The sequence below is a fragment of the Pseudonocardia acidicola genome, assembly GCF_012911935.1.
Lineage (GTDB): Bacteria > Actinomycetota > Actinomycetes > Mycobacteriales > Pseudonocardiaceae > Pseudonocardia > Pseudonocardia acidicola.
Map to the genome: position 1 here is coordinate 87774 of NZ_JAAXLA010000006.1, position 24508 is coordinate 112281.

Annotated in this window: 21 protein-coding genes; 2 read left to right on the top strand and 19 right to left on the bottom strand. The window is 73.3% G+C overall.

Annotation, left to right across the window (positions count from 1 at the left end):
- Window positions 1-41 precede the first annotated feature (41 nt).
- Window positions 42-1253, top strand: a complete 1212-nt coding sequence (gene fdhA, locus HF526_RS05275) for a formaldehyde dehydrogenase, glutathione-independent (RefSeq protein ID WP_169380108.1) — start codon at window positions 42-44, stop codon at window positions 1251-1253.
- 6 nt (window positions 1254-1259) lie between these two features.
- Here the strand turns inward: fdhA and HF526_RS05280 are convergent, their stop codons facing one another.
- The 7 genes from HF526_RS05280 to HF526_RS05310 all read right to left on the bottom strand — a co-directional run bounded on the left by HF526_RS05280 (window position 1260) and on the right by HF526_RS05310 (window position 7100).
- Window positions 1260-1853 carry a TetR/AcrR family transcriptional regulator gene (locus HF526_RS05280; RefSeq protein WP_169380109.1) on the bottom strand — a complete coding sequence of 198 codons (594 nt, stop codon included), beginning with the start codon at window positions 1851-1853 and terminating at the stop codon, window positions 1260-1262.
- 83 nt (window positions 1854-1936) lie between these two features.
- The gene (locus HF526_RS05285) at window positions 1937-2299 is read right to left on the bottom strand and encodes an SPW repeat protein (RefSeq protein WP_211176788.1); all 363 of its coding nucleotides are present in this window, start codon (window positions 2297-2299) and stop codon (window positions 1937-1939) included.
- A gap of 129 nt (window positions 2300-2428) precedes the next feature.
- Window positions 2429-3136 carry a mycothiol-dependent nitroreductase Rv2466c family protein gene (locus HF526_RS05290; RefSeq protein ID WP_169380111.1) on the bottom strand — a complete coding sequence of 236 codons (708 nt, stop codon included), beginning with the start codon at window positions 3134-3136 and terminating at the stop codon, window positions 2429-2431.
- The gene (locus HF526_RS05295; protein ID WP_169380112.1) at window positions 3133-4581 is read right to left on the bottom strand and encodes a vWA domain-containing protein; all 1449 of its coding nucleotides are present in this window, start codon (window positions 4579-4581) and stop codon (window positions 3133-3135) included. Before HF526_RS05295 ends, HF526_RS05290 begins: the two co-directional genes overlap by 4 nt.
- 11 nt (window positions 4582-4592) lie before the next feature.
- Complete coding sequence (locus tag HF526_RS05300; protein ID WP_169380113.1) at window positions 4593-5477, bottom strand: AAA family ATPase; 885 nt, start codon at window positions 5475-5477, stop codon at window positions 4593-4595.
- A gap of 79 nt (window positions 5478-5556) precedes the next feature.
- Window positions 5557-6690, bottom strand: coding sequence for a baeRF10 domain-containing protein (locus HF526_RS05305; RefSeq protein ID WP_169380114.1), 1134 nt, complete (start codon window positions 6688-6690; stop codon window positions 5557-5559).
- Between the two features lie 17 nt (window positions 6691-6707).
- Window positions 6708-7100: a PDZ domain-containing protein gene (locus tag HF526_RS05310; RefSeq protein ID WP_169380115.1), complete on the bottom strand. Its 393-nt coding sequence runs from the start codon at window positions 7098-7100 to the stop codon at window positions 6708-6710.
- A gap of 158 nt (window positions 7101-7258) precedes the next feature.
- On the opposite strand from HF526_RS05310, the gene HF526_RS05315 reads away from it, so the two are divergent.
- A complete protein-coding gene (locus HF526_RS05315) occupies window positions 7259-9406 on the top strand; it encodes a RecQ family ATP-dependent DNA helicase (RefSeq protein WP_420821587.1) in 2148 nt (715 codons plus the stop codon).
- Window positions 9407-9439: 33 nt separating this feature from the next.
- On the opposite strand, the gene fxlM is transcribed toward HF526_RS05315, so the two are convergent.
- From fxlM to HF526_RS05375, 12 genes are all read right to left on the bottom strand, one after another.
- Complete coding sequence (gene fxlM, locus HF526_RS05320) at window positions 9440-10699, bottom strand: methyltransferase, FxLD system (protein WP_169380117.1); 1260 nt, start codon at window positions 10697-10699, stop codon at window positions 9440-9442.
- Between the two features lie 50 nt (window positions 10700-10749).
- Window positions 10750-11874 (bottom strand): glutamate 5-kinase, encoded by a 1125-nt coding sequence (gene proB / locus HF526_RS05325; RefSeq protein ID WP_169380118.1) that lies wholly within the window; start codon window positions 11872-11874, stop codon window positions 10750-10752.
- Window positions 11871-13451: a GTPase ObgE gene (obgE, locus tag HF526_RS05330; protein ID WP_169380119.1), complete on the bottom strand. Its 1581-nt coding sequence runs from the start codon at window positions 13449-13451 to the stop codon at window positions 11871-11873. The genes proB and obgE overlap by 4 nt, the downstream gene beginning before the upstream one ends.
- 173 nt (window positions 13452-13624) lie before the next feature.
- Complete coding sequence (gene rpmA / locus HF526_RS05335; RefSeq protein ID WP_169380120.1) at window positions 13625-13882, bottom strand: 50S ribosomal protein L27; 258 nt, start codon at window positions 13880-13882, stop codon at window positions 13625-13627.
- Window positions 13883-13894: 12 nt separating this feature from the next.
- Complete coding sequence (gene rplU / locus HF526_RS05340) at window positions 13895-14203, bottom strand: 50S ribosomal protein L21 (protein ID WP_169380121.1); 309 nt, start codon at window positions 14201-14203, stop codon at window positions 13895-13897.
- Window positions 14204-14329: 126 nt separating this feature from the next.
- The gene (locus HF526_RS05345; RefSeq protein ID WP_169380122.1) at window positions 14330-17542 is read right to left on the bottom strand and encodes a translation initiation factor IF-2 N-terminal domain-containing protein; all 3213 of its coding nucleotides are present in this window, start codon (window positions 17540-17542) and stop codon (window positions 14330-14332) included.
- A gap of 158 nt (window positions 17543-17700) precedes the next feature.
- Window positions 17701-18492: a TIGR03936 family radical SAM-associated protein gene (locus tag HF526_RS05350; RefSeq protein ID WP_211176789.1), complete on the bottom strand. Its 792-nt coding sequence runs from the start codon at window positions 18490-18492 to the stop codon at window positions 17701-17703.
- 9 nt (window positions 18493-18501) lie between these two features.
- Window positions 18502-20001: an amino acid permease gene (locus HF526_RS05355; RefSeq protein WP_169380123.1), complete on the bottom strand. Its 1500-nt coding sequence runs from the start codon at window positions 19999-20001 to the stop codon at window positions 18502-18504.
- 130 nt (window positions 20002-20131) lie between these two features.
- The gene (locus HF526_RS05360) at window positions 20132-20644 is read right to left on the bottom strand and encodes a GNAT family N-acetyltransferase (RefSeq protein ID WP_169380124.1); all 513 of its coding nucleotides are present in this window, start codon (window positions 20642-20644) and stop codon (window positions 20132-20134) included.
- Complete coding sequence (locus HF526_RS05365) at window positions 20637-22592, bottom strand: TIGR03960 family B12-binding radical SAM protein (protein WP_169380125.1); 1956 nt, start codon at window positions 22590-22592, stop codon at window positions 20637-20639. The genes HF526_RS05360 and HF526_RS05365 overlap by 8 nt, the downstream gene beginning before the upstream one ends.
- A gap of 130 nt (window positions 22593-22722) precedes the next feature.
- Window positions 22723-23601 carry a 4-hydroxy-tetrahydrodipicolinate synthase gene (gene dapA, locus HF526_RS05370; RefSeq protein ID WP_169380126.1) on the bottom strand — a complete coding sequence of 293 codons (879 nt, stop codon included), beginning with the start codon at window positions 23599-23601 and terminating at the stop codon, window positions 22723-22725.
- Between the two features lie 90 nt (window positions 23602-23691).
- Entirely contained in the window at window positions 23692-24483 is a 792-nt protein-coding gene (locus tag HF526_RS05375) for a tryptophan-rich sensory protein (RefSeq protein ID WP_169380127.1), read from the bottom strand.
- Window positions 24484-24508 lie beyond the last annotated feature (25 nt).

Sequence of the window (24508 nt, forward strand, 5' to 3'; positions counted from 1 at the left end):
CGAACGTGGCGGGCCGGGTCAGACAACCGGAGGAGCGAACCGTGGCAGGCAACAGGGGTGTGATCTACAAGGGTCCGGGCAAGGTCGCGGTGGAGGAGATCGATTTCCCGGAGCTGATCCTCAGACCGGGACCGGGTGTACCGCCGATCAACGAGAACCGGCCGTGCCCGCACGGAGTGATCCTCAAGGTGGTCGCGACCAACATCTGCGGCAGCGACCAGCACATGGTCCGTGGCCGCACGACCGCACCGGCGGGCCTGGTGCTCGGGCACGAGATCACCGGGGAGATCGTGGAGGTCGGCCGCGACGTCGAGTACCGCAAGATGGGCGACCTGGTCTCGGTGCCGTTCAACGTCGCGTGCGGACGGTGCCGCAACTGCATCGAGCGCCGCACCGACGTGTGCCTGAACGTCAACGACCACCCCGGCGGGGCCTACGGCTACGTCGACATGGGCGGCTGGCGCGGCGGCCAGGCCGAGTACGTGATGGTGCCCTACGCGGACTGGAACACGCTGAAATACACCGACAAAGACCAGGCGATGGCGAACATCCTCGACCTGACCATGATCACCGACATCTTCCCGACCGGCTACCACGGCTGCGTCGAGGCCCGGGTCGGCACGGGGTCGACCGTCTACATCGCCGGTGGCGGCCCCGTCGGACTGGCCGCCGCGACGGCGGCGTTCTTCCTCGGCTCCTCGGTCGTGATCGTCGGCGATCCGAACGAGCCCCGGCGGGAGCACGCCCGCAGTTTCGGCTGTGAGACCGTCGATCCCCTGGAAGGGTCACTGCCCGAGCAGATCGAGCAGATCCTCGGGGTGCCCGAGGTCGACGCCGCGGTGGACTGCGTCGGGTTCGAGGCGAAGGGCCACAAGGACGGCACCGAGCAGCCCGCGGCCGTGCTCAACCAGGCCATGGAGGTCACCCGCGCCGCCGGCGGGATCGGCATCCCCGGCCTCTACGTGACCGAGGACCCGGGCGCGAAGGACGAGGCGGCCCGGCACGGTTCGGTGTCGCTGCGGTTCGGGATCGGCTGGGCCAAGTCGCTGACCTTCGCCACCGGCCAGACCCCGACGATGCAGTACAACCGCGGGCTGCGGGAGGCGATCCTCAACGGCCGGGTGCCCATCGCGAAGAACGTGAACGCGACGGTGATCCCGCTCGACGAGGCGCCGCGAGGTTACGAGGAGTTCGACCGCGGCGTGCCGAAGAAGTTCGTCCTCGACCCGCACGGGATGCTCCCGAAGGGCTGAGGGCGGTCAGCCCCGCCCGGCCGGGGCCGGTTCGCCGGCCCCGGCCGCCAGCGCGTCGGCCAGGAAGCGCAACTCGCGGCGCATCGCGGAAGGCCCGTCCGTCGCGTGCCGCGCCATCGAGTGGCGGTAGCTGACGGCCGAGGCGAGGAGCAGCGCCGCGCTGTCGACATCGGCGTCCGGCCCGCCGGCCGGCAGGGCCGCGACGATCACGGCCCGGATCTGGCCCGCGAGCCGTTCGAACCGCTGGTGCAGCGCGTCGCGCACGGCGGGGTGGGTGTCGGACTCGCGCCACAGCAGGTGGGACAGGACGGCCGAGGAGTCCAGCAGCGTGTCCAGCGCCTCGAGGAGGCGGTGCAGGCTCTCCGCGACGTCGCCGGGCACGACGATCCGGCCGGGGTCGACGTGCTCCTCGGGGAGCCGCTCCACCAGCGCGGCGAGCAGGTCGGCCTTGCGCTTGAAGTAGTAGTGCACGAGGCCCTTGGGCACCCCGGCCCGTTCGGCGATCTTCGAGGTCGGCGTGGCGTCGAAGCCGGCCTCGGCGAACAACTCCTCCGCGGCACCGAGGATCCGGTCGCGGGCGGGTCCGGGCGGCTGACTCATGTCGCGCTCACAGGGGCCATCCTGGCGCGCGGCACGGCCGCGGCCAACTGGGCCGCGGCCGTGGAACCGGCACCGCTGTTCGATCAGTGCTGACCGGCCAGCCCCCGGTGCTCGGCGTTGGCCGCCGGCAGCGCCGCGAGCCCGACGAGAACCGCGAGCACCCCGGCGATCCAGGACGTCCAGGCCGCGCCCCCGTAGGTGCTGAAGCTCATCACCCACGGCGAGATGAAGAGCAGCACCCCGAGCACGAGGTGCACGTACTCACTGGCCACCGAGTCCGGCGTGGCCAGCGACCACAGCCCGGTGGCGGCGAGCAGCACACCGAACACCACGAGTGTCCACGCCGCACCGGCGTCGGTCGACACCACGATCGGCGACAACGCCGTCAGCACGCCGATCACCAGCGCTGCCCAGTCCTGCCACCGACGCCATGACCTACGGGTCATTGCGATCACCTTCCCTCTCCGACGGACAACTCGATCATCCTCTTGACTGGCCAGCCGGTCAAACTCTGTGACTCGCAGATCACACCCGGGGAAAGGTCGCCGACGGGGGCCCGCGGGCACCCCGGACGATCAACCGACGCGGGTCGCCTCGCCGGCGATCCGGGCGCTCATCGGGGTGCGGGGGAAGGCGCGCACGGCCCGTTTGAGCTCGGCGAACCCGCGGTGCTCGGCCAGGGTGCGCACCGCGTCCCACAACCGCAGTGCCTCCTCCCCCGCCGGCGGCGCCTCGATCACCGGACCGAAGAACGACGGACCGTCGGGCGGGTCGAAGGTCAGGACCGGGGTGCCGACCCCGCCGCCGGCCCGGTTGACCGCCTCGAGGGTCTCCGCGCGCAGGGCCTCGTCACGGCCGGTGTCGTGCGCGGCCGCGGCCAGGTCGGGGTCCAGCCCGGCGTGGCGCAGCACGGCGGCGAGGTCCCGCGGCCGTGCCTCCTCGGCCAGCACCGCCTCGAAGGTTGCCTCGTCCGGGGCCGGGCCGTGCCAGATCTCCTCGCCCAGGGCGGTGTAGAGGTCCCCGACGACGCCCTCGCCGTAGCGCTCGCGGGCCGCGTGCACCACGCGCAGCATCTCCAAGCCGCGCTGGTGGGCATCGGGATAGTCGGCGGGGCGGCCGTCGTAGCCGAGCGGCTCGTTGAGCAGCTTCAGCGACAGCGGGCGCCAGCGCACCGTCACGGGGCGCTGCCGGGCCACCTCGACGACCCAGCGAGAGGTGACCCAGGCGAACGGGCAGGTGGGGTCGAAGAAGAACTCGACGATCTCGGCACCGGACGTGCTCATACCGGAAGCAGTGCTTCCACGACGTCGGCGAGCTGACCGGCGGTGCGGCACTCGTGCATCGGCAGCACGTCGGCGTAGCGCATCGCGGCGGAGTCGCCGCTGCCCCACTGCCGCCGCGGCTCGGGATTGAGCCAGTGCGCGTGCCGGGCCTGACCGACGAGCCGGCGCAGCACGACCAGGTTCGGGTCACGGTAGTTGGTACGGCCGTCGCCGAGGATCAGCAGCGAGCTGCGCGGGGTGACCGCGTCGCCCCAGTACTCCGCGAAGCTGCCGAACGAGCCGCCGTAGTCGCTGTGCCCGTCGAAGGCCACCAGATCGGCCTCGCGCAGCACCCGGCTCATCACCCCGGACAGCTCGGCTCTCGGGGCCAACAGGTGGGTCACCTCGTCGGCGCGCTCGACGAACGCGAACACGCGCACCTTGCTGAACTGCTCGCGCAGGGCCTGCACCAGCAGCAGCGTGAAGTGGCTGAACCCGGCCACCGAGCCGGACACGTCGCAGAGGATGACGAGCTCGGGACGGCCGGGGCGGCGCGTCCTGAAGGCAGGCCGCATCGGCACCCCGCCGGTGGACATCGAGCGGCGCAGGGTGCGGCGCATGTCGAGCTTGCCGCGCTTGGCGTGCTTGCGGCGCACGGCGAGCCGGCTGGCCAGGCGCCGGGCCAGCGGGTGCACGGTGCGGCGCAGCTGGGCGAGCTGGTCGGCGTAGGCGGAGAGGAACTCGACCTGCTCGGCCTGCTTGGGCACCGCGGTCTTCGCGACCTGCTCCCTGCCCCGGGTCTCCGCGGTCCGCCTGCGCACCTCGTCGGTGATCATCTTGCGGAACCGGGCGATCCGGTCGCGGATCTCACGGCGCAGCATCTCGTCGGTGAAGTCCGAGATCTCGCCGCCCGTCCCGGCCTTCAGGTCGCGCATGATCCGGGCCAGCAGAGTCTCCGGGGAGAGCATCCGCAGCGCCTGGTAGGCCGACCAGCTGGGCGCGGTTCCCGCCGAGCTCGCGCCGGTGCCCGAGGCGCCGGAGCGTCCCAGCGCGTCGACCACGGCGCGGGCCAGCTCCTGCAGGGCCGTGGTGTCCCCGTCGCGGAGCAGGTCGGCGAGGATGTCGCGCAGCGCGTCGAGGTCGACCGGGCCGTCGTCGGAGTCGCCCTCCCGGGGCACGTCGACCTCACCGGTCCCGGCCCCGATCGCGGCCGGGAAGTACAGGTCGAAGAGGGTGTCGAAGGCCTGCCGCTGCCCGGAGCGGCGCAGCAGCGCCGCGGCCAGTCCTTCACGCAGTTGCTCGCGCTGCAGAAGCTCGATCACGGACAGGACCTGCGCGGCGTCGACGGTCTCACCGGGGCCGACCGCGACACCGTGGCGGCGCAGCGCGGCGACGAAGTCGACCAGGTGCCCGGGCAGGCCGTGCCTGGCCGCGATCGGCTCCGAACCGCGCGCAGTGGTCGACATCCGTGGTCCCCCTAGTTGAGCCGCAGCTCGGCGGCCGCCTTGACCTGGTCGGACTGGTGTTTGAGGACGACGCCGAGGGTGGTGCGCACGGCCTCGTCGTCCAGGGTGTCCAGGCCGAGGGCGAGCAGCGTGCGGCCCCAGTCGATGGTCTCGGCCACCGACGGCGACTTGCGCAGCTCCAGGCCGCGCAGCACCCGGACGGTGCGGACCAGCGCGTCGACCAGCGCCTCGGCGAGCTCGGGCACCCGGCTGAGCACGATCCGGCGCTCGAGGTCGGCGTCGGGGAAGTCCAGGTGCAGGAACAGGCAGCGCCGCTTGAGCGCCTCGGACAGCTCGCGGGTGGAGTTCGAGGTCAGCACCGCGAACGGCCGGCGAGTGGCGGTGATCGTGCCCATCTCCGGAACCGTGACCTGGAAGTCGGACAGCACCTCCAGCAGCAGGCCTTCGACCTCGACGTCGGCCTTGTCCATCTCGTCGACGAGCAGCACGGTCGGGTCCGCCCGGCGGATCGCGGTGAGCAGCGGGCGCGGCAGCAGGAACTCCTCGGAGAACACGTCGTCGCGCGTCTGGTCCCAGGACTCGGTGCCCTGGCCCGCGGTGATCCGCAGCAGCTGCTTGGCGTGGTTCCACTCGTAGAGCGCGCGGGCCTCGTCGATGCCCTCGTAGCACTGGAGCCGGACCAGCTCGGACTTCGTCGCCTCGGCCACGGCCTTGGCCAGCTCGGTCTTGCCGACCCCGGCGGGGCCCTCGACGAGCAGCGGCTTGCCCAGCCGGTCGGCCAGGTAGACGGTGGTCGCGACGGCCGTGGACGCCAGGTAGCCGACGCCGGCCAGCCGCTCGGCCACGTCCTCGACCGAGCCGAACAGCGGGGACTGGGAGGCACTCACCTGGATCATCCTGCCTTGCGCCGCCCTGATCCGCCCAGGGGTGCCGCGGAACGCCGGCCCCGCACGCGGCACACGTCACACCGTTCGTTCACTCCATCGGGGGCAGCGGGAACCGCAACCTGCCCATCACCAGATGTTCCTGCAGTGGCGTCTCGGCGAGGACGTGCTCGATCCGGCCGCCCTCGTCCATCACGGTCTGCACGAGCTCGTCGATGACGTCCGGGGTCTTGCGGGTCGGACGCCCGCAGATCGGGCAGGTGTCGCCGGCCTCGGCCAGGTAGCGCGACTCGTCGCACACCACCCCGGGGGCCTGGGCGGCCTCCTGCACCAGCAGGTGGTCGATCGCGGCGGTGGTGCCGCCCCACAGGCACTCGGTCAGCCCGAGCGCGGTGGGCAGCCCCGTGGCGCGCCGTTCCAGGATGTCGGAGACGAGTTGCCGCTCCTCGTCGCGCTCCCATTTCTCGAGGATGGGCGCCGCCTCCTCCTTGATCACCCCGCGGGTCACCGTGTGCGGGTCGACCGCGAACGTGCCGGCGAAGCGCTCCTCGAGCTCACGGGGGAAGAAGTCGGTGAACTCGGGCAGCTCCTCGGGGTGGCCGCCCACCGCGAGCAGGTCGAACAGCCCGTTGCGGGCGTCGGGGGCAAGCTGGTCGACGACCTTGCGGTAGTGCTTGCGGGCCAGCAGTTCGACCTTGTTGTGGGTCTCGTACTCCCGGTCGCCGTAGGCGAAGTCGGGCTTGCGCAGGGTCCGGTCGCGCAGCGTACCCAGATCCGCCAGCTCGTCCTGGTACAGCTCCCAGAAGTGCGCGGACCCGCGGTCGACGATCGCGATCCGGAGCCGGTGGTACTCGTCGAGGATCGCGACCATGGGCCGGACCCACGGCGTCTCGTCGATCATGACCCGGTCCCGGACCGGCCGCGGCAGCTCCACCTGCTCGAACAGGCCTCGCGCCGAGCAGCTGAAGTAGGCGACGGCCAGCGTCCTCGGCTGGGGTTCGCTGCGCACCTCGTTGATCCGCTCGATGTCCTTGCGCAGCGAGTTCCGGACCTCGTGGGGGAGGTCCTTGTTCCCGGCCACTCCGCGCACCTCGTGCAGCATGGCGTCGACCTGGGAGATGTAGGCCGCGCGGTCCGCCGGGTCGATCCGGACGTAGAGCGTCAGCACGGGCAGCCCGTCGCCTGTGAACTCGGTGATCCGCTGGACGGTCTCCACAGCCAGCATCGGTGCCTCCTCCGGCGTCAGTGGGCCCAGCCGAGCGTCGCGGTGACGGTCTCCCCCGGGCGCCAGAGCAGCGTCAGCCGCATGTCCTGGCCGGGATGGAGATCGGCCACCCGCGCCTGCAGGTCCTGGGCGGTGCTGATCGGGAACTGCTCATTGCGGACGATGACGTCACCCGGCTTGACACCCGCCGAGTACGCCGCGCCGAGCCGGTCCACCGACACGATGCGGGCGCCGATGGGTTTGCCGTCCGGGTCGGTCGCGGTGACGGCGGAGACGCCCAGCGACGCCGCCGGTAGCGGGTGCGGCCCGCTGCTGAACGACGTCACGCCCGCGCAGCCCCCGGCGACGCCGGCGACGAGGACGGCGGCCAGGCCGGTGCGCAGCGCGGCACCCGCAGGGCTCGGGCGCATCGGTCACCTCCTGGGGATCTCACCTGGGGTGCCGCCCACGCTCGCAGCGCGGCGGCCCGGGAGGTCAGGGCCCGGTGGGCCGGAAAACGGCGCGCGGGTCGCCCCGGCAGGCCGGGGCGGGCGCGGGACTGTCGGGGTGGACCGCCACCATGGGGCGCGTGACAGCGACCCGGCCGATCGAGACCGAATCCGAGCTGCGCGAGCGCGCCGAGCAGGTACTGGCCACGCTGGCCGGGCCGGGCGCCCGGTTGCGCGAGGACCAGTGGACCGCGATCCACGCCCTCGTCGCGCAGCGCCGGCGCGCGCTGGTCGTGCAGCGCACCGGATGGGGCAAGTCGGCGGTCTACTTCGTGGCCACCGCGCTGCTGCGGGCGGCCGGCGCCGGTCCGACGGTCATCGTCTCGCCGCTGCTGGCCCTGATGCGCAACCAGATCGAGGCGGCCGACCGGGCCGGTATCCACGCCGCCACGGTCAACTCGGCCAACATCGACGACTGGGACGCCACCTACGCCGCCATCGACGCGGGCGAGGTCGACGTGCTGCTGGTCAGCCCGGAGCGGCTGAACAACCCCGACTTCCGCGACCGGGTGCTGCCCCGGCTCACCGTGTCGGCCGGGATGCTCGTGGTCGACGAGGCGCACTGCGTGTCCGACTGGGGGCACGATTTCCGGCCCGACTACCGGCGGCTGCGCGCGCTGATCGCCGAGCTGCCGGCCGGGATCCCGGTGCTGGCCACCACCGCCACGGCGAACGACCGGGTGGTGCACGACGTCACCGAGCAGCTGGGGCTCGGCGCGGAGGACGGCGCCGGGACGCTCGTGCTGCGCGGCTCGCTCGACCGGGACAGCCTGCGGCTGTCGGTCGTGCGGCTGCCGACGCCGGCGCAGCGGCTGGGCTGGCTGGCCTCGACGCTCGACGCGCTGCCGGGCGCCGGGATCGTCTACACGCTCACCATCGCCGCCGCCGAGGAGGTCGCCGAGTTCCTCCGCGAGCGCGGGCACCCGGTCGCGTCCTACACCGGCAAGACCGACCCGGAGGCCCGACTGGCCGCCGAGGCCGACCTGCTCGCGAACCGGGTCAAGGCGCTGGTCGCGACGAGTGCACTGGGCATGGGCTTCGACAAGCCCGATCTCGGCTTCGTCGTGCACCTCGGGGCGCCCGCGTCGCCGGTGGCCTACTACCAGCAGATCGGCCGGGCCGGACGCGCCCTCGACCGGGCCGAGGTGGTGCTGCTGCCCGGCCGGGAGGACCGCGACATCTGGGCGTACTTCGCGTCGCTGGCGTTCCCACCGGAGCCGCTGGTCCGCCAGACCCTCGATGTCCTGTCTGACGTCCCGCAGTCGACTGCGGCGCTGGAGACCCGGATCGACCTGTCCCGCACCCGGCTGGAGATGCTGCTCAAGGTCCTCGACAGCGACGGCGCGGCGAAGCGGGTCAAGGGCGGCTGGATCAGCACCGGCGAGCCGTGGGTCTACGACGCCGAGCGGCACCGCCGCATCGCGGCCGCCCGCAAGGCCGAGCAGCAGGCGATGCTCGACTACCTGGACACCGGCGAGTGCCGGCTGGTGTTCCTGCGTCGCCAGCTCGACGACCCCGGGGTCGGCAGCGCGGACGGCGCCGCGACCCCGTGCGGGCGCTGCGACGTCTGCACCGGCCAGGTGTGGTCGGCCGACGTCGACGGCGGTGCCGCGGCGGCCGCGCAGGAGCGGCTGACCCGGCCGGGCGTCGAGGTCGCACCGCGCAAGCAGTGGCCCACCGGGATGAAGGAGCTCGGCGTGTCCGCGGCGGGCCGGATCCCGGCGGGCGAGCTGGCCGCCGAGGGCCGGGTGGTGGGACGGCTGTCCGACATCGGCTGGGGCACCCGGTTGCGCGAGCTGCTGACCGACTCCACCGGAGTCGACCAGCCGGTGCCGAAGGACCTGCTCGACGCGTGCGTGCGCGTACTGGCCGGGTGGGGCTGGGCGCAGCGCCCGGTCGGCGTGGTCGGGATCGGCTCGCGCACCCGCCCGCACCAGCTCGACCACCTGGCCCGGCGGATCGCCGAGATCGGCCGGCTGCCGCTGCTCGGCACACTGCCCCCGGCCGGGGAGCGCCCGGCGGCGCACGAGAACTCTGCGCAGCGCCTCGCCGCGGTGTGGAACGGCTTCGACACCGCCGCGCTGCCCGACCTGTCCGAGGTGGGCGGCCCGGTGCTGCTCGTCGACGACCTGATCGACAGCGGCTGGACCATGACCGTCGCCGCCCGCGCGCTGCGCCGCGCCGGGGCGCCCACGGTGCTGCCGTTCGCGCTCGCGCAGGCGGGGTGACCGCCAGACCTCGCGGAGCGGCCCACCAGGGGGTCAGGCGGCCGATGGCCACCAGCTCACCAGCAGCCGGCAGTGCTGCTTGTCGACGACGGTCGGCCCCGGCCACCCGGCGGCGGGTGCGGCGACGCCGGTCGGTACCACGACGAGCCGCAGCTCGCCCGCGGTCGGCCTGCCCACCGCCGCCCAGTCGTCCACCAGATCGGCCAGTTGCGCGGCGAGCTCGGCGCCGGCAGGCCCGAACGCCTGCACCCCGGCCGGGTGCAGCCCGTCGGGACCGGTTTCGACGTCGGGCGGGTCCCGGACCAGCACGGCGAGGCCGAACCGGCCGAGCGGCCGGGACCCGGCGCCCAGCGCGACGGTGCCGCGGTCCGGACCCACCTCGACCAGTCGGCGGGCGAAGTCGCTCCGGGCCGCGTCACCGGTGGCGAGCAGCCGGCACACCCGGGGCTCGGACACCGCGAGCCACAGTCCGAGCCCGTCCCACAGGTCGGCGGCCCCCACCCACAGGTCCACGGGAAGGGTCGGCCCGGGATCGTCCAGCAGGGCGCACAGCGCATCCGGATCGGCCTGGGCGTTCTCCGCGACCTGAACGGCCAGGCCGTCGGCGGTCAGCGGGGTGGTCGCGTCGGGGCCGGCGCCGAGGCCGCGCAGCCGGATGAAGGCGCAGCTGCGCACCGAGTCGCTGCGCAGCACGCCGTCCGCGCCCAGGTCGAGGCCGACCGACAGCTGGCTGCCACGCACGGCCAGTGGGAGCAGCAGCCGCCCGCCCGGGACGAGCTGCGCGACCCACTCCGGGCGCACGTCCCAGCTGCCGACGGTGAGGATGATCCGGTCGTAGGGGGCGCCGGCCGGATGACCGAGAGCGCCGTCACCGACCAGCAGCTCGACCCCGCGCACCCCTGCGGCACGCAGGTTCTGCTCGGCCTGTGCGATCAACTCCGGGTCGATGTCGATCGCGGTGACCGAACCGGTCGGGCCGACCAGCCGCGCCATCAGCGCCGCGTTGTAGCCGGTGCCGGCGCCGATCTCGAGCACCTGGTGGCCGGGCCGCAGGTCCAGCTGCTCGAGCATGATCGCCATCATCGACGGCTGGGACGCCGAGCTGATCGCGACACCGTCGTCGAACTTGGTGGCCACCGCCTCGTCGGCGTAGGCCTCGGCGATCGGGGTGCCGGGCAGGAAGAGGTGCCGGGGCACCGCCGCGAACGCCTCGGCCACTGCTGGGCTGCGCACCCGCGATCCTCGGCGCAGTTCGGCGACCAGCTGTGACCGGGCCCGCTCGGGGGAGACCATCCACTCGAGTCTCCGACGAACACCCCGCCCGCGCAATCAGCGGGCGCGGGTCAGGAGTCGATCAGTGGCACCAGGTCGTCGGCGTGCACGACCTCGCGGCGCTGCTCGGGCGGCAGTTCGTCGCTGCGCCGGCCGATCAGTGCGGGCAGCTCGGTGGCGTCGTAGCCGACCACGCCGCGGGCCACCACCACACCGGACGGGCCGACCAGGTCCACCACGTCGCCGGCCACGAAGTCACCGGAGAGGCCGTGGATCCCGGCGGCGAGCAGCGACCGGCGGCGCCGCAACACTGCGGCCACCGCGCCGTCGTCGAGATCCAGCCGGCCGCGGACGTGGGCCGCGTGGCGCAGCCAGAACCGCCGGGCCGACATCCGCCGCCCGGACGGCCGGAACGCGGTGCCGACCTTGGGCCCGGCCTCCCCCGCCTCTAGCGCCGCGGCGACGTCCTCGGCCGCCGCGAGCAGCACCGCAATCCCGGACGCGGACGCCATCCCGGCTGCGGTGATCTTGGTGGCCATCCCGCCGCGGCCCAGCGAGCCGACGCCGGGCCGGGCGATCTCGACTGCGGCCAGATCGGCCGGCGCGTCCACCTCGGCGATCATCGTCGATCCCGGCTTGCGGGGGTCGCCGTCGTAGAGCCCGTCGACGTCGGAGAGCAGCACCAGCCCCTCGGCGCCGATCAGGTGCGCGACCAGCGCCGCGAGCCGGTCGTTGTCACCGACCCGGATCTCGTCGGTGGCCACGGTGTCGTTCTCGTTGACCACGGGCAGCACGCCGAGCCCGAGCAGGCGCTCCAGCGTGCGCTGGGCGTTGCGGTAGTGCGCACGGCGGATCATGTCGTCGGCGGTGAGCAGCACCTGACCGACCGGCTGGCCGTACCGGGCGAACGACGCCGAGTAGGCGTGCGCCAGCAGCAACTGCCCGACGCTCGCGGCGGCCTGCTGGGTGGCCAGGTCCCGGGGACGGCGGGTCAGCCCCAGCGGGGCGAGCCCGGCCGCGATGGCGCCCGAGGACACGAGTACGACCTGGGTCCCGCCCGCGCACCGCGCGGCCAGCGCGTCGACGACCGCGTCGAGCCGGTCGGAGCAGAGCCCGCCGTCCAAACTGGTCAGCGACGACGAGCCGACCTTGACGACCAGCCGCCGGGCGCCCGCGAGCTGGGCGCGGGCGCTCATCGGGCCGCGCCGGGGCGCTCCCCGCCGTCCGCCGGGCCCGGCTCCGCGTCCTCGGCCGCCCAGACGTCCTCGTCCCAGGCGTCGGTGTCCTCATCGGACCATTCGGTGGCACCCGCGTCCACGTCGGCGCCCTGAGCCAGTTCCTCGTCGGTGAGGTGCCGCCGACGCTCGATCTTGGCCGCCTTGCGGGCTGCGGCGCCGACCCGCGTCGAGCGTTCCAGCCGGGCGTCGGTGCCGCGGCCGGTCATCATCACCGCGACGCCGGCCGGGGTGCTCGGCTCCCAGTCGAAGGTGACCTCGCCGATGGTCACCGGGCAGCCCGGGACGGCACCGGCCTCCGCCAGCGCCTCTTCGACCCCGAGCCGGGCGAGCCGGTCGGCCAGGTACCCGACGGCCTCGTCGTTGTCGAAGGAGGTCTGCCGGATCCAGCGCTCCGGGCGGGCGCCGCGGACGATGAAGCCGCCCGGCAGCTCCTTGTCGGCCTCGATGGTGAATCCGGCGTCGTCCACGGCCTGCGGCCGCAGCACGATCCGGGTCGGCTCGGCGACGGGCAGCGTGGCCCGGTAGGCGCGGACCTGCTCGGCCATCGCGAAGGTCAGCTCCCGCAGCCCGGCCCGGCTCGCCGTCGAGATCGGGAGGATCGGCCAGCCGAAACGCTCGCTGAGCTCCGCGGAGACCAGGTCGACCATGTCGGCCGCGTCGGGCACGTCGATCTTGTTCAGCGCGATCAGCCGCGGCCGGTCGGCCAGCTCGCCGCCCAGCGCCGGGGTGTAGCGGGCCAGTTCGTCCTCCAGGGCCTGCACGTCGGCCACCGGGTCGCGGCCGGCCTCGAACGTCGCGCAGTCGACGACGTGCACGAGCACCGAGCAGCGCTCGATGTGGCGCAGGAAGTCCAGACCGAGCCCGCGGCCCTCCGACGCGCCGGGGATCAGACCGGGGACGTCGGCGACGGTGAACACGTCCTCGCCGGCGGTGACCACGCCGAGCTGCGGGACGAGCGTGGTGAACGGGTAGTCGGCGATCTTGGGCCGGGCCGCGGACAGCGCCGCGACGAGCGAGGACTTGCCCGCCGACGGGAAGCCGACCAGGCCGACGTCGGCCATCGAGCGCAGCTCGAGCACCAGGTCGCGACTCTCCCCCGGCTCGCCGAGCAGCGCGAACCCGGGGGCCTTGCGGCTGGCCGATGCGAGTGCGGCGTTGCCCAGCCCGCCGCGCCCCCCCTCGGCGGCGACGAAGCGGGTGCCCGCCCCGACCAGGTCGGCGACGATGTTGCCGCGCTGGTCGAACACGACGGTGCCGTCCGGGACGGCGAGCTCCAGGTCGTCGGCGTTGGCGCCGGCCCGGAACCCGCCCTGGCCCTGCTTGCCGTTGCGCGCGGTGGCGTGCGGTCGGTGGTGGAAGTCGAGCAGCGTGTGCACCCCCGGGTCGACGACCAGCACGATGGAGCCACCCCGGCCCCCGTTGCCGCCGTCCGGCCCGCCGAGCGGCTTGAACTTCTCCCGGTGCACCGAGGCGCAGCCGTTACCGCCCGCACCCGCGGTGGCGTGCAGCACGACCCGATCGACGAACCGCGACATCGGACGACATCTCCTCTTGTTCTCGATCACAGCCGGGTTCCGGCCGTGATCGCGTGCTGCCCGCTCCCGAACATCGATCATCGGCGTGGGCGGCGGTGGTACTCAAACAGAAAACGGCGGACCACCCGGTAGGGCGGCCCGCCGTTTCGGTGCTGGAGTGGTGCCGGCAGGCCTCAGACCTGCGCCGGAACCACGTTCACGGTCTTGCGACCGCGCTTGGTGCCGAACTCCACGGCGCCCTCGACCAGCGCGAACAGCGTGTCGTCGCCGCCGCGGCCGACGCCCGTGCCCGGGTGGAACTTGGTGCCACGCTGGCGGATCAGGATCTCGCCCGCGCTGACGGTCTGGCCGCCGAAGCGCTTGACGCCGAGCCGCTGAGCGTTGGAGTCGCGTCCGTTGCGCGAGCTGGACGCACCCTTCTTGTGTGCCATGGCTGCGTCTCCCTACTTCGCGATGCCGGTGACCTGGACCTTGGTCAGGGGCTGACGGTGCCCCTGCCGCTTGTGGTACCCGGTCTTGTTCTTGAACTTGTGGATGCGGATCTTCGGGCCCTTGGTGTGCTCGACGACCGTGGCGGTCACCGAGGCACTGGCCAGCGCCTCCGCGTCGGTGGTCAGCTCGTCGCCGTCAACGAGCAGGACGGCGGGCAGGCTGATCTCGGCGCCGGGCTCGCCGTCGATCTTCTCGACGGTGAGCACGTCGTCGACGGCCACCTTGTACTGCTTACCGCCGGTCTTGACGATCGCGTACATCGTTGACGCACGACTCCTGAAAATCGGGGGACAGATGCGCGCGTGTCACAGCGCGCGTGCCGACGCCCGCACATACTCGCCGGCGCGGCTCCGAGGTCCCAGGGTACGGAACGGGTTCTGGCAGGGTCAAACCGGGTCTCCCCCGGCCTCATGACCAGCCGCGTGATCGGCCGTCTGGCCGGTCGCCTGATCGCCGTCGCCGCCGGTCGGCGGGCCGGCCGGGCGCGACGCCGCGCGGCGCGCACGCCGCGGCCGGGAGGCCGTGGACGGCTCGGGCTGGGCCGGCACCACAGCGGACACCGGGACGGGCTCCGGCTCGGTGTTCGCCGCAGGCAGCGGCGTCGTGATCACCGCCGGCTCGGCCGCGGTCGCCGGGGCGCCCGCGGTGCGCGTGACACGGCCGCGGCGGCGCGGCCGGGCCGGCGCCTGTCCGTTGGCCGTGGCGTGCTCGGCCACGTGCCCGTCGACGGCCTCGGTCGCCGGGGCCTCGGTCGCCGGGGCCTCGGTCGTCGGCAGGCTCGCTGCCGGGGTGGCCTCGGCGGCGTCCGACGGCTTGCCGACCGGGGCCGGGGCGGTCCCGGCCGGGGCCTCCGGAGCCACCGCTGGCGGCGCTGGCACTGCGTCGGCGGCGACGGCCTCGGCGGCCGCGATACCCGCCGCGATGTCCGCCAGGGACGGAGCGCTCTGCGCCGCGGCGGCCGCCGGGACGTGGGCCGGGGTCGCGTCCACCGGGGCGCGCTCCGCCACCGGAGCGGGCGCGGGCAGAGCCGGCGCGGGCCGGTCGTCCCCACGGTGCTCATCGCGGGCCTCGGGCTTGTCGTCGTGCCCGTTGTGGCCGTTGTGGCGCCCACCGTCGTGGCGGTGGTCGCCGTCCTCGCCGCGCCGGCCCCGACCGCCGCGGGAGCGCCGCCCACCGCTGTCCCCGTTGCCGCCGGACTTCTCCGCGACCGGCTCGGTCGAGACGATCACGCCGCGGCCGCGGCAGTGCTCGCACTGCGTGGAGAAGTGCTCGAGCAGCCCGCCGCCGACCCGCTTGCGGGTCATCTGCACCAGGCCCAGCGACGTCACCTCGGCCACCTGGTGGCGGGTGCGGTCCCGGGCCAGGCACTCGGTGAGCCGGCGCAGCACCAGGTCACGGTTGGCCTCGAGGACCATGTCGATGAAGTCGATGACGATGATGCCGCCGATGTCGCGCAGCCGGAGCTGACGGACGATCTCCTCGGCCGCCTCCAGGTTGTTGCGGGTGACCGTCTCCTCGAGGTTGCCGCCGGAGCCGGTGAACTTGCCGGTGTTGACGTCGATGACGGTCATCGCCTCGGTCCGGTCGATCACCAGCGTGCCGCCCGAGGGCAACCAGACCTTGCGGTCCAGCGCCTTGAGCAGTTGCTCGTCGATCCGGTAGTCGGCGAAGACGTCGTTCGGCCCGACATGGCGGTGCAGCCGGTCGGACAGCTCGGGCGCGACGTGACCGACGTAGTTCGACACGGTGTCCCATGCATCGTCCCCGGAGACGATCAACCGGGAGAAGTCCTCGTTGAACTGATCACGCACGACCTTGATCAGCATGTCGGGCTCTTCGTAGAGCAGCGCCGGCGCCTTGGGCTTGTTCGGCCCGGTCTGCTCCGACTTGGTCTTGATGACCTCCCACTGCGCCTGCAGCCGGCGGACGTCGCGCTCCAGCGCCTCGTGGCTCACGCCCTCCGAGGCCGTCCGGATGATCACCCCGGCCTCGTTCGGGACGATCTCCTTGAGCATGTCCTTGAGCCGCTTGCGCTCGGTGTCGGGCAGCTTGCGGCTGATCCCGGCGGCGCCGCCCGAGGGCACGTAGACCAGGAACCGGCCGGCCAGGCTGATCTGCGTGGTCAGCCGCGCGCCCTTGTGCCCGATCGGGTCCTTGGTGACCTGGACGAGCACGCTGTCGCCACTGGACAGGGCCTGCTCGATGCGGCGGGCCTTGCCGTTGAGGCCGGCCGCGTCCCAGTCGACCTCGCCGGCGTAGAGCACCGCGTTGCGGCCCCGGCCGATGTCGACGAACGCGGCCTCCATGCTGGGCAGCACGTTCTGCACACGGCCCAGGTAGATGTTGCCGACCATGGACGGCCCGGTGCCGTTGCCGGGGCCTCCGGTGACGAAGTGCTCGACGAGGACGTCGTCCTCGAGCACGCCGATCTCGGTGCGGTCGCCCCGCTGGCGGACCACCATCGACCGGTCGACGGACTCGCGGCGGGCCAGGAACTCGGCCTCGGACAGGATCGGCTGGCGGCGCCGGCCGGCGTCGCGGCCGTCGCGGCGGCGCTGGCGCTTGGCCTCGAGCCGGGTGGACCCGCGGACGCTCTGCACGCCGTCGGAGTCGGAGTCCTCGGTGCGCTCACGTGGCTGGCGGATCTTGGTGACGGTGTTGGGCGGGTCGGTGCCCTCGACGCTGTCCTCGGCCTCGTCACCGGATCCGCGGCGGCGGCGGCGCCGCCGGCGGCGCCTGGTGCCGCCGGCCTCGCCGTCGGCCTCGGAGTCGTCGGAGTCGTCGGACTCGTCGTCGGAGTCGTCGGTGTGCCCGGTCGCGTCGGCGGAGTCGCTCTCGGAGTCGTCGTCGTGCTCGGCGCTGTCGGTGCTCTCGTCGTCGCCGTCGTCGCCGTCGGAGCCCCGGCCGCGGCCACGGCCGCGGCGGCCACGGCGGCGCCGGCGACGGGTGCCGCCCTCGTCGTCGCCGCCGTCATCGGTCGTGTCGTCGGCGCCGGTGGTGTCCTCGGTGGCCTCGGCCGCAGCTGCGGTGTCGGTGGCCGGTGCGGCCGGACCGGTCGTGCTCGCGGTCTCGCCCGGGGCCTCGGCCGGGGCGGCGGAGGCGGCCCGGCGACGGGTGCGGGCCGGCTTCTCCGGCGGCTGGAACAGCGGCGTCGGCGGGGCGAACACCGGGGTCAGCGGCTTGCCGTTGGCCTCGGAGGCGTCCTCGGCGGCCGCTGCGGTGGTGTCGGTGGTGTCGGGGGTGGTCCCGCTCATGGTGTCGCCGGCCTCGGCGGTGGTGTCCGCACCGGGCGCGGGGGCCGGCTCCGCGACCGTCTCCGCAGGGGCGTCGACCGCCTCGTCCGCGACCGCCGTCTCCCCGTCCGGCCCGGATTCGGGCAGCAGCGCGGAGACGACCCGCTCGGCCACCGAGCGCGCGACGCTGGACTGCGCACTGCGCACCTCCACGCCGAGATCCCCCAGCGTGGCGAGTACCTCCCGGCTGGTGCGCCCGATCAGCTTGGCCAGCGCGTGAACCCGCAATTTCTCGGGCAGATCAGCCAGTGTGGGTACGGTGACCGGCCCGCCGGTGTTACCGGCAGGCGCATCGTTCTTCGACATTCAGCTCCTTCGCCCCCGGGCGCCTTTCGGAGAAGGCGGCCGCGCAGGGGCCTTGCGTTCTCTCCCCGCGCGGTGCGCGGAGAGCAATCCTCAGCTGCGGTGCACGACGGCGCGCACCGGAGGCCGGCGGGCGCCGGCCACGCACCGAACTCGCCCGATCAGACCTGGGTGGTGACCCGGTCGGCGCCGAGCGGATCGGCGAGGCGGCCTCGGTTGTCGAGCCGGCCCTGGGCCATCCGGGTCGCCTTCGCGGGCACCGGCGGCCTGAGGCCTGCGACAACGTCGAGTGCGCCCAACACGTCGTCGGGTCGAACGGCGGGTGTCGTCTGCCGTACGACCGCTGTCATTATCGCACAGACCGCGCCCGAACCGGTCATGGTCGATGGTGTGACACCCACCGGACGAGCCGGTTCGGAGACCTCCGCCGTCACGAGCGCGGCCCGCACGTCGATCTCCCGGCGGCCCGACGGCGTCACCCGTTCGACGACCACGGAATCGGCCGCGAGCAGCGCTGACAGCGCCGCCCGCAGCGTCTCCGGCTCGACGCCGGGCAGCTCCACGCACCACCGGCTGGCGTCGATCCGCTCGGCCAGCGGGGTTCCCTCCGCGACCACCGCCTCGAGCACGTCCAGCCCGTCGGGCAGCGCGGCGTCGAGCTCGGCGACGAGCTGCGCGGGATCGACCGGGCGGGTCAGGCCGATCTCCAGGTACTCGGCCTCGCTCGCCGCCCCGGTCGGCGCGGCGCCGATCCAGGACAACCGCGGGTGCGGGCTGAACCCGTGCGAGTGCGACACCGGCACGCCCGCACGGCGCACCGCCCGTTCGAAGCTGCGGGCGACGTCACGGTGGGAGAGGAAACGCAGCCGGCCGCGCCTGGCGAACCGCAGCCGGATCCGCTGCACCGTGGGCGGAGCGGGGTTCGCCGCCTCTCCGGGCCGGACTCGAGCCATGCCGCGAGTCTACGAGCCGCCGCCGGCCTCGGGTCCCGCGGTGCCGCCGAACCGCTCCGCCGCAATGGAGCGGACCCTGCCCCGGACGGCGAACCAGCCCGCGACCAGCGCCGGGACGACGACCACCAGCGAGCCGACGGTGAACGTCCCCACCGGGTAGTCGAAGGCCATCAGCACCAGCACCCCGAGTAGGAACACCAGCGTCAGGTAGCCGCTGTAGGGCGAGGCGAACAGCCGGAACGACGGCCGCCGGACCAGACCCGCCCGCGACCAGCGGACGAACCGGATCTGGCAGGCCACGATCATCCCCCAGCTGGACAGGATGCCCAGCGCGGCGACGTTCAGCACGATCTCGAAGGCCTGCTGCGGCACGACGGCGTTGAGCCCGATGCCGGCCAGCGCGATCACCGCGGTGAGCCCGATGCCGCCGTAGGGAACCCCGCCCTCGGACATCCGCGCGGTGAACCGTGGCGCCGAGCCGTTCAGCGCCATCGACCGCAGGATCCGGCCGGTGGAGTACAGGCCGGCGTTGAGGCTCGACAACGCCGCGGTCAGCACGACGAGGTTCATCAGCGATCCGGCACCCGGAACGCCGATCGCGCCGAAGAACGTCACGAACGGGCTCGTACCCGCGTGGTAGGCGGTGTAGGGCAGCAGGAGCGCGAGCAGGAGGACCGAGCCGACGTAGAAGACCGCGATCCGCAGCACCACCGAGTTGATGGCCCGCGGCATGACCCTGACGGGGTCCTCGGTCTCCCCCGCCGCGGTGCCGACGAGCTCCATGGCCGCGTAGGCGAAGACGACGCCCTGGGCGATGACGATCGCCGGGAGCAGCCCGTTGGGCAGCAGGCCGCCGTTGTCCAGGATGACGCTCGGGCCCGTCGGCCGGCCCTCGATCGGGAACCGGCCGGCGAGGAAGACCGTGCCGACCACCAGGAACGTGACCAGCGCGACGACCTTGACCAGCGCGAACCAGAACTCCAGCTCGCCGAACACCTTGACCGAGACCAGGTTGACGGCGAGCACCACGACCAACGCGACCAGCGCGATCAGCCATTGCGGGATCGCGCTGAAGCTGCCCCAGTAGTGCACGTACAGCGCGATGGCCGTGACGTCGACGATCGCGGTCATCGCCCAGTTCAGGAAGTACATCCAGCCGGCGACGAACGCGGCCTTCTCCCCGAAGAACTCCCGCGCGTAGGACACGAACGACCCCGACGAGGGACGGTGCAGCACCAGCTCGCCGAGCGCCCGCAGAATGAGGAACGCGAAGAACCCGCACACCGCGTAGACCAGCGCGAGCGCCGGACCGGCCGTGTTGAGCCGGCCACCGGCACCCATGAACAGGCCGGTGCCGATCGCCCCGCCGATCGCGATCATGCGCAGGTGCCGGGTGTTGAGCCCCTTCTGGTAGCCCTCTTGCTCGTGGTGGAAGCTCGGGCGCCCCGCGGCGGGGTCCGCCACGGGGCCGGGGGTTCTGCTTGCGGGGTTGTCCGACGCGTCGGACATCAACACCTCCGTGCGATCGACGACACGGGCCCGCCGGCAGTGGGCAGCCCGCCTGGCTCGGCGCCCACGCATACTGTAACGATCCACCTCTGGCGAACCTTCCCGAGTACCGGAAGACCGCCGGGGCGCCCTACTCGCCGAGCGCGGCCGGGTCGAGGACGAGCATCGAATCGCCGGCGGGGCTGAAACCCGCCCGGCGGTAGAACGCGGCGCTGCCCGGCGTCGGCGCGAGCACCAGCCGCCGGTAGCGCCGCCGCCGGGCGTGCTCCACCGCCTCGGCCAGCAGCGCGCGCGGCACACCCCGGTCGGCGAACGCGCTCAGCACGAACGCGTTGCCGACCTGCCCGATCCGGCCGCCCCGGGCCCCGGGCCGGGGCATGTGCACGATCTCCACGACGTTGATCGAGCCGATCGCCGTCCAGCCGGCCCGCTCGGAGCCGACCTCGGCCAGCCAGAACGTCCGGCGGGGTAGTTCGGTCCGCCACCACTGCGCGAACGCGGCCTCGAACCCCTCGTCGCCCACCGGGTGCCCGGACCGCTCCTCGAGCCAGGCCCGGCGCAACCCGGCCAGGGTGTCCAGGTCGCGCTCGTCGGCGACCCGGATGGTGAACTCCGGGGTCGCCCCGGTGCCCGGTTCAGCCACCCGCGAACCGGTTCCCGCTGACGGGGTTCACCACCGTCAGGGGAATCAGCGTGGTGCCGCTCGGACCCACCTCGATGTCGGTGCCGGTGGACGCGCAGACACCGCAGTCGAAGCACGGCGTCCACCGGCAGTCGTCCTGCTCACGGCCGTCGAGGGCGTCCTGCCAGTCGTCCCACAGCCAGTCGCGCTCGAGACCGGAGTCGAGGTGGTCCCAGGGCAGGATCTCCTCCCGGCCACGGTCACGGGTGGTGAACCAGGCCAGCGAGACACCCAGCGGCTCCAGCTCGGCCGCGGCCGCGGCGGTCCAGCGCTCGTAGGAGAAGTGCTCGCTCCAGCCGTCGAACCGTCCGCCCTCACGCCACACCCGCTCGATGACCCGCCCGACCCGCCGGTCGCCGCGGGCCAGCAGGCCCTCGATCAGCGAGGGCTGCCCGTCGTGGTAGCGCATGCCGATGTTGCGCCCCAGCCGGCGGTCGCTGTTGATCGCGGCGCGCAGCTTGCGCAGCCGCTCGTCGACGACGTCGGGGTGCGCCTGCGCGGCCCACTGGAACGGGGTGTGCGGCTTGGGTACGAATCCGCCGATGGAGATGGTGCAGCGGATGTCGTTGCGCCCGGACGCCTCGCGACCCGCCTTGATGACGCGGTGCGCCATCCCGGCGATCTCCAGGACGTCGGCGTCCTCCTCGGTGGGCAGGCCGCACATGAAGTAGAGCTTGACCTGCCGCCAGCCCTGGGCGAACGCCTCCGAGACCGTGCGGATCAGGTCCTCCTCGGAGACCATCTTGTTGATCACGCGCCGGATCCGCTCGGAACCGCCCTCGGGGGCGAACGTCAGCCCGGAGCGGCGGCCGTTGCGGGAGATCTCGTTCGCCAGGTCGATGTTGAACGCGTCGACCCGGGTGGACGGCAGGCTGAGTGAGGTGTTGGTGCCCTCGTAGCGGTCGGCCAGGCCCTTGGTGATCTCGGCGATCTCGGAGTGGTCGGCCGAGCTCAGCGACAGCAGCCCGACCTCGTCGAACCCGCTCGCGCGCACCGCGCGGTCGACCATCTCCCCGATGCCGGCCAGCGAGCGCTCCCGCACCGGGCGGGTGATCATCCCGGCCTGACAGAACCGGCAGCCGCGGGTGCAACCGCGGAAGATCTCGACGCTGGCCCGCTCGTGCACCGTCTCGGCCAGCGGGACCAGCGGCTTGCGCGGGTACGGCCAGGAGTCCAGGTCACCGGTGGTGCGCTTCTGCACGGTGCCGGGGACGCGCTCGACGGTCGGGGCGACCCTGATGATCGCACCGTCGGCGCCGTACTCCACGGCGTAGAGGGACGGGACGTAGCAACCATCGGTCTCGGCGAGGCGCAGCAGCAGCTCGCGGCGTCCGCCCGGGCGTCCCTCGGCCTTCCACGCCTTCACCACCTCGGTGATCTCGCCGACGACCTCTTCGCCGTCGCCGATGGCGGCGACGTCGATGAAGTCGGCGATGGGCTCGGGGTTGAACGCCGCGTGCCCACCGGCGACGACGACCGGGTGCGTCTCGTCGCGGCCGGACGCGTGCAACGGGATCCCGGCCAGGTCGAGCGCGGTGAGCAGGTTCGTGTAGCCCAGCTCGGTGGAGAAGCTGACGCCGATCAGGTCGAACGCGCCGAGCGGACGGTGCCCGTCGACGGTGAAGGCCGGCACGCCGTTCTCGCGCATCAGCTTCTCGAGGTCCGGCCAGACGGCGTAGCAGCGCTCGGCGAGGGCGTCGTCGCGCTCGTTGAGCACCTCGTAGAGGATCATGACGCCCTGGTTGGGCAGCCCGACCTCGTACGCGTCGGGGTACATCAGGGCCCACCGCACGGCGGCGGACTCCCAGTCCTTGAGCTGCGCGTTCAGCTCGCCGCCGACGTACTGCACCGGCTTCGAGACCCGCGGCAGCAGCGATTCGAGGGCAGGGAAGACGGACTGGACGCTCACGCTGCCCCAGGGTAGACGCGCGCTCCGCAGCCGCACCCCCCGCCCGGCCTTCCACCCGTGTCGGGGAGACACAGCGCAGCGATGCGAACGCACCTGGCGGCGTTATGGCTGCACAACGCGAGGTCCGGCGTCAGGGCAGCAGGCCGGCCATCCGGAGTGCGGCGCGGACGTCCTCGTGGTGCATCTCGTCCAGCGGCACCAGGGGCAGCCGGATGCCGGGTTCCATCAGGCCCATCTCCGCGAGCGCCCACTTCACCGGGATCGGGTTCGGTTCGGCGAACAGCGCACGGTGCAGCCCGGCGAGGTCGGCGTCGATCGTCGCGGCGGTCTCGGCGTCGCCCGCGATGGCCGCGGCGCACATCCGGGCCATGGCCTCCGGCGCGACGTTGGCCGTGACGGAGATGTCGCCGTGGAACCCGGCGAGCATGCTGGCCCGGGCGGTGGCGTCGTCGCCGGAGTAGAGCGCGAAGTCCGCCAACTCCAGCGCGACCAGGTCACGGACCCGGTCGAGGTCGCCCTTCGCCTCCTTGAGCCCGATGATGTTCGGCACCGCGGCCAGCCGCTCCACGGTCGAGGGCAGCATGTCGCAGGCAGTGCGGCCCGGGACGTTGTAGAGGATCTGCGGGATGTCCACGGCCTCGGCGACGGCACGGAAGTGCCGGTACAGGCCCTCCTGCGGGGGCTTGTTGTAGTACGGCGTGACGAGCAGGGCGGCGTCCGCCCCGGCCGCCTTCGCCGACTCCGTGAGGTGGATGGCCTCGGTGGTGCTGTTCGCGCCGGTGCCGGCGATCACGGGCACCCGTCCGGCCGCCACGTCGATGGTGTGCCGGATGACCTCGGTGTGCTCGGGGACGGTGAGCGTCGCCGACTCGCCCGTCGTGCCCACCGACACGATGGCCGACGTCCCGGCCTCGATCGTGCGGTCGACCAGTTTCGCGAGCGCTTCGTGGTCGACGGCGCCGTCGACCCGCATCGGGGTGACCAGGGCGACGATACTGCCGGTGATCATGATGTTCGTCCTCCACGCCGCAGGCGGGTCCGCCGATCCGGCACGGTACCCGCCCGGCCGGGCGGACCGGCAACGGCAGGGCGGGACGACTCAGCCCCAGGCGAGCCGGGCGGGCTGCACCGAACGGGCGACACGGCGGGTGGTCGTCGCGACGACCACCACGACGGCCAGCCACGCGGCCACCGCGACGGCGGCCGGCGGCCCGTTCAGCGCGATGCCCACCAGCGCCCACACCGCCGCGGCCGCGTAGCCGACGACGCTCGTCCCGGTACCCACCACCGAGCTGACGATCGCGGCCGCCGCGAGCAGCACGGCCACCGCCGCCGCGGCGGCCAGCGCGCCACCGCCGGGCAGGCCGATCCACGCCCCGGTGGCGGCGGTGCCGATGACGACGGCCAGCGATACCCACCCGGTGTAGATCGCGATCGGCACCCGGAACACGGCGCGCTCGACGACGCTCGCAACGGGCTCGTGGCTGAGCCGGCCGAACACGCACGCGAGGCTCACCAGTAGCGCCACGATGAGCAGTTCGGCCAGCAGGAGGTGCCGGGAACCGAACGCGAGGATCCACAGCGGGTTGAACACGGCCGTCGCCGCGAGCCACCAGCCGGTGCGCCGGTGCACGGCCCGGCCGCGCTGGGCGGGCAACAGCTGGAACACCGCATAGGCTCCGAAGCCGAGGTAGATCAGAGTCCAGACGGAGAATGTCCAGCCCGCGGCCAGCAGCGGCGTCCGGTGAGAGTTCGCCACCACTGCGATCGGCTCACCCACCGCGCCGCTCCCGGCCAGCCCGGACACGACGATCTGCACCACCGCGAGCACCGCGACCAGAACCGCGCGCAGGAGGTCGAAGGCGGTGGAGCGCGGCGCCACGACGGTCATGCGCCCATCCTCGCGCTGCACGCCC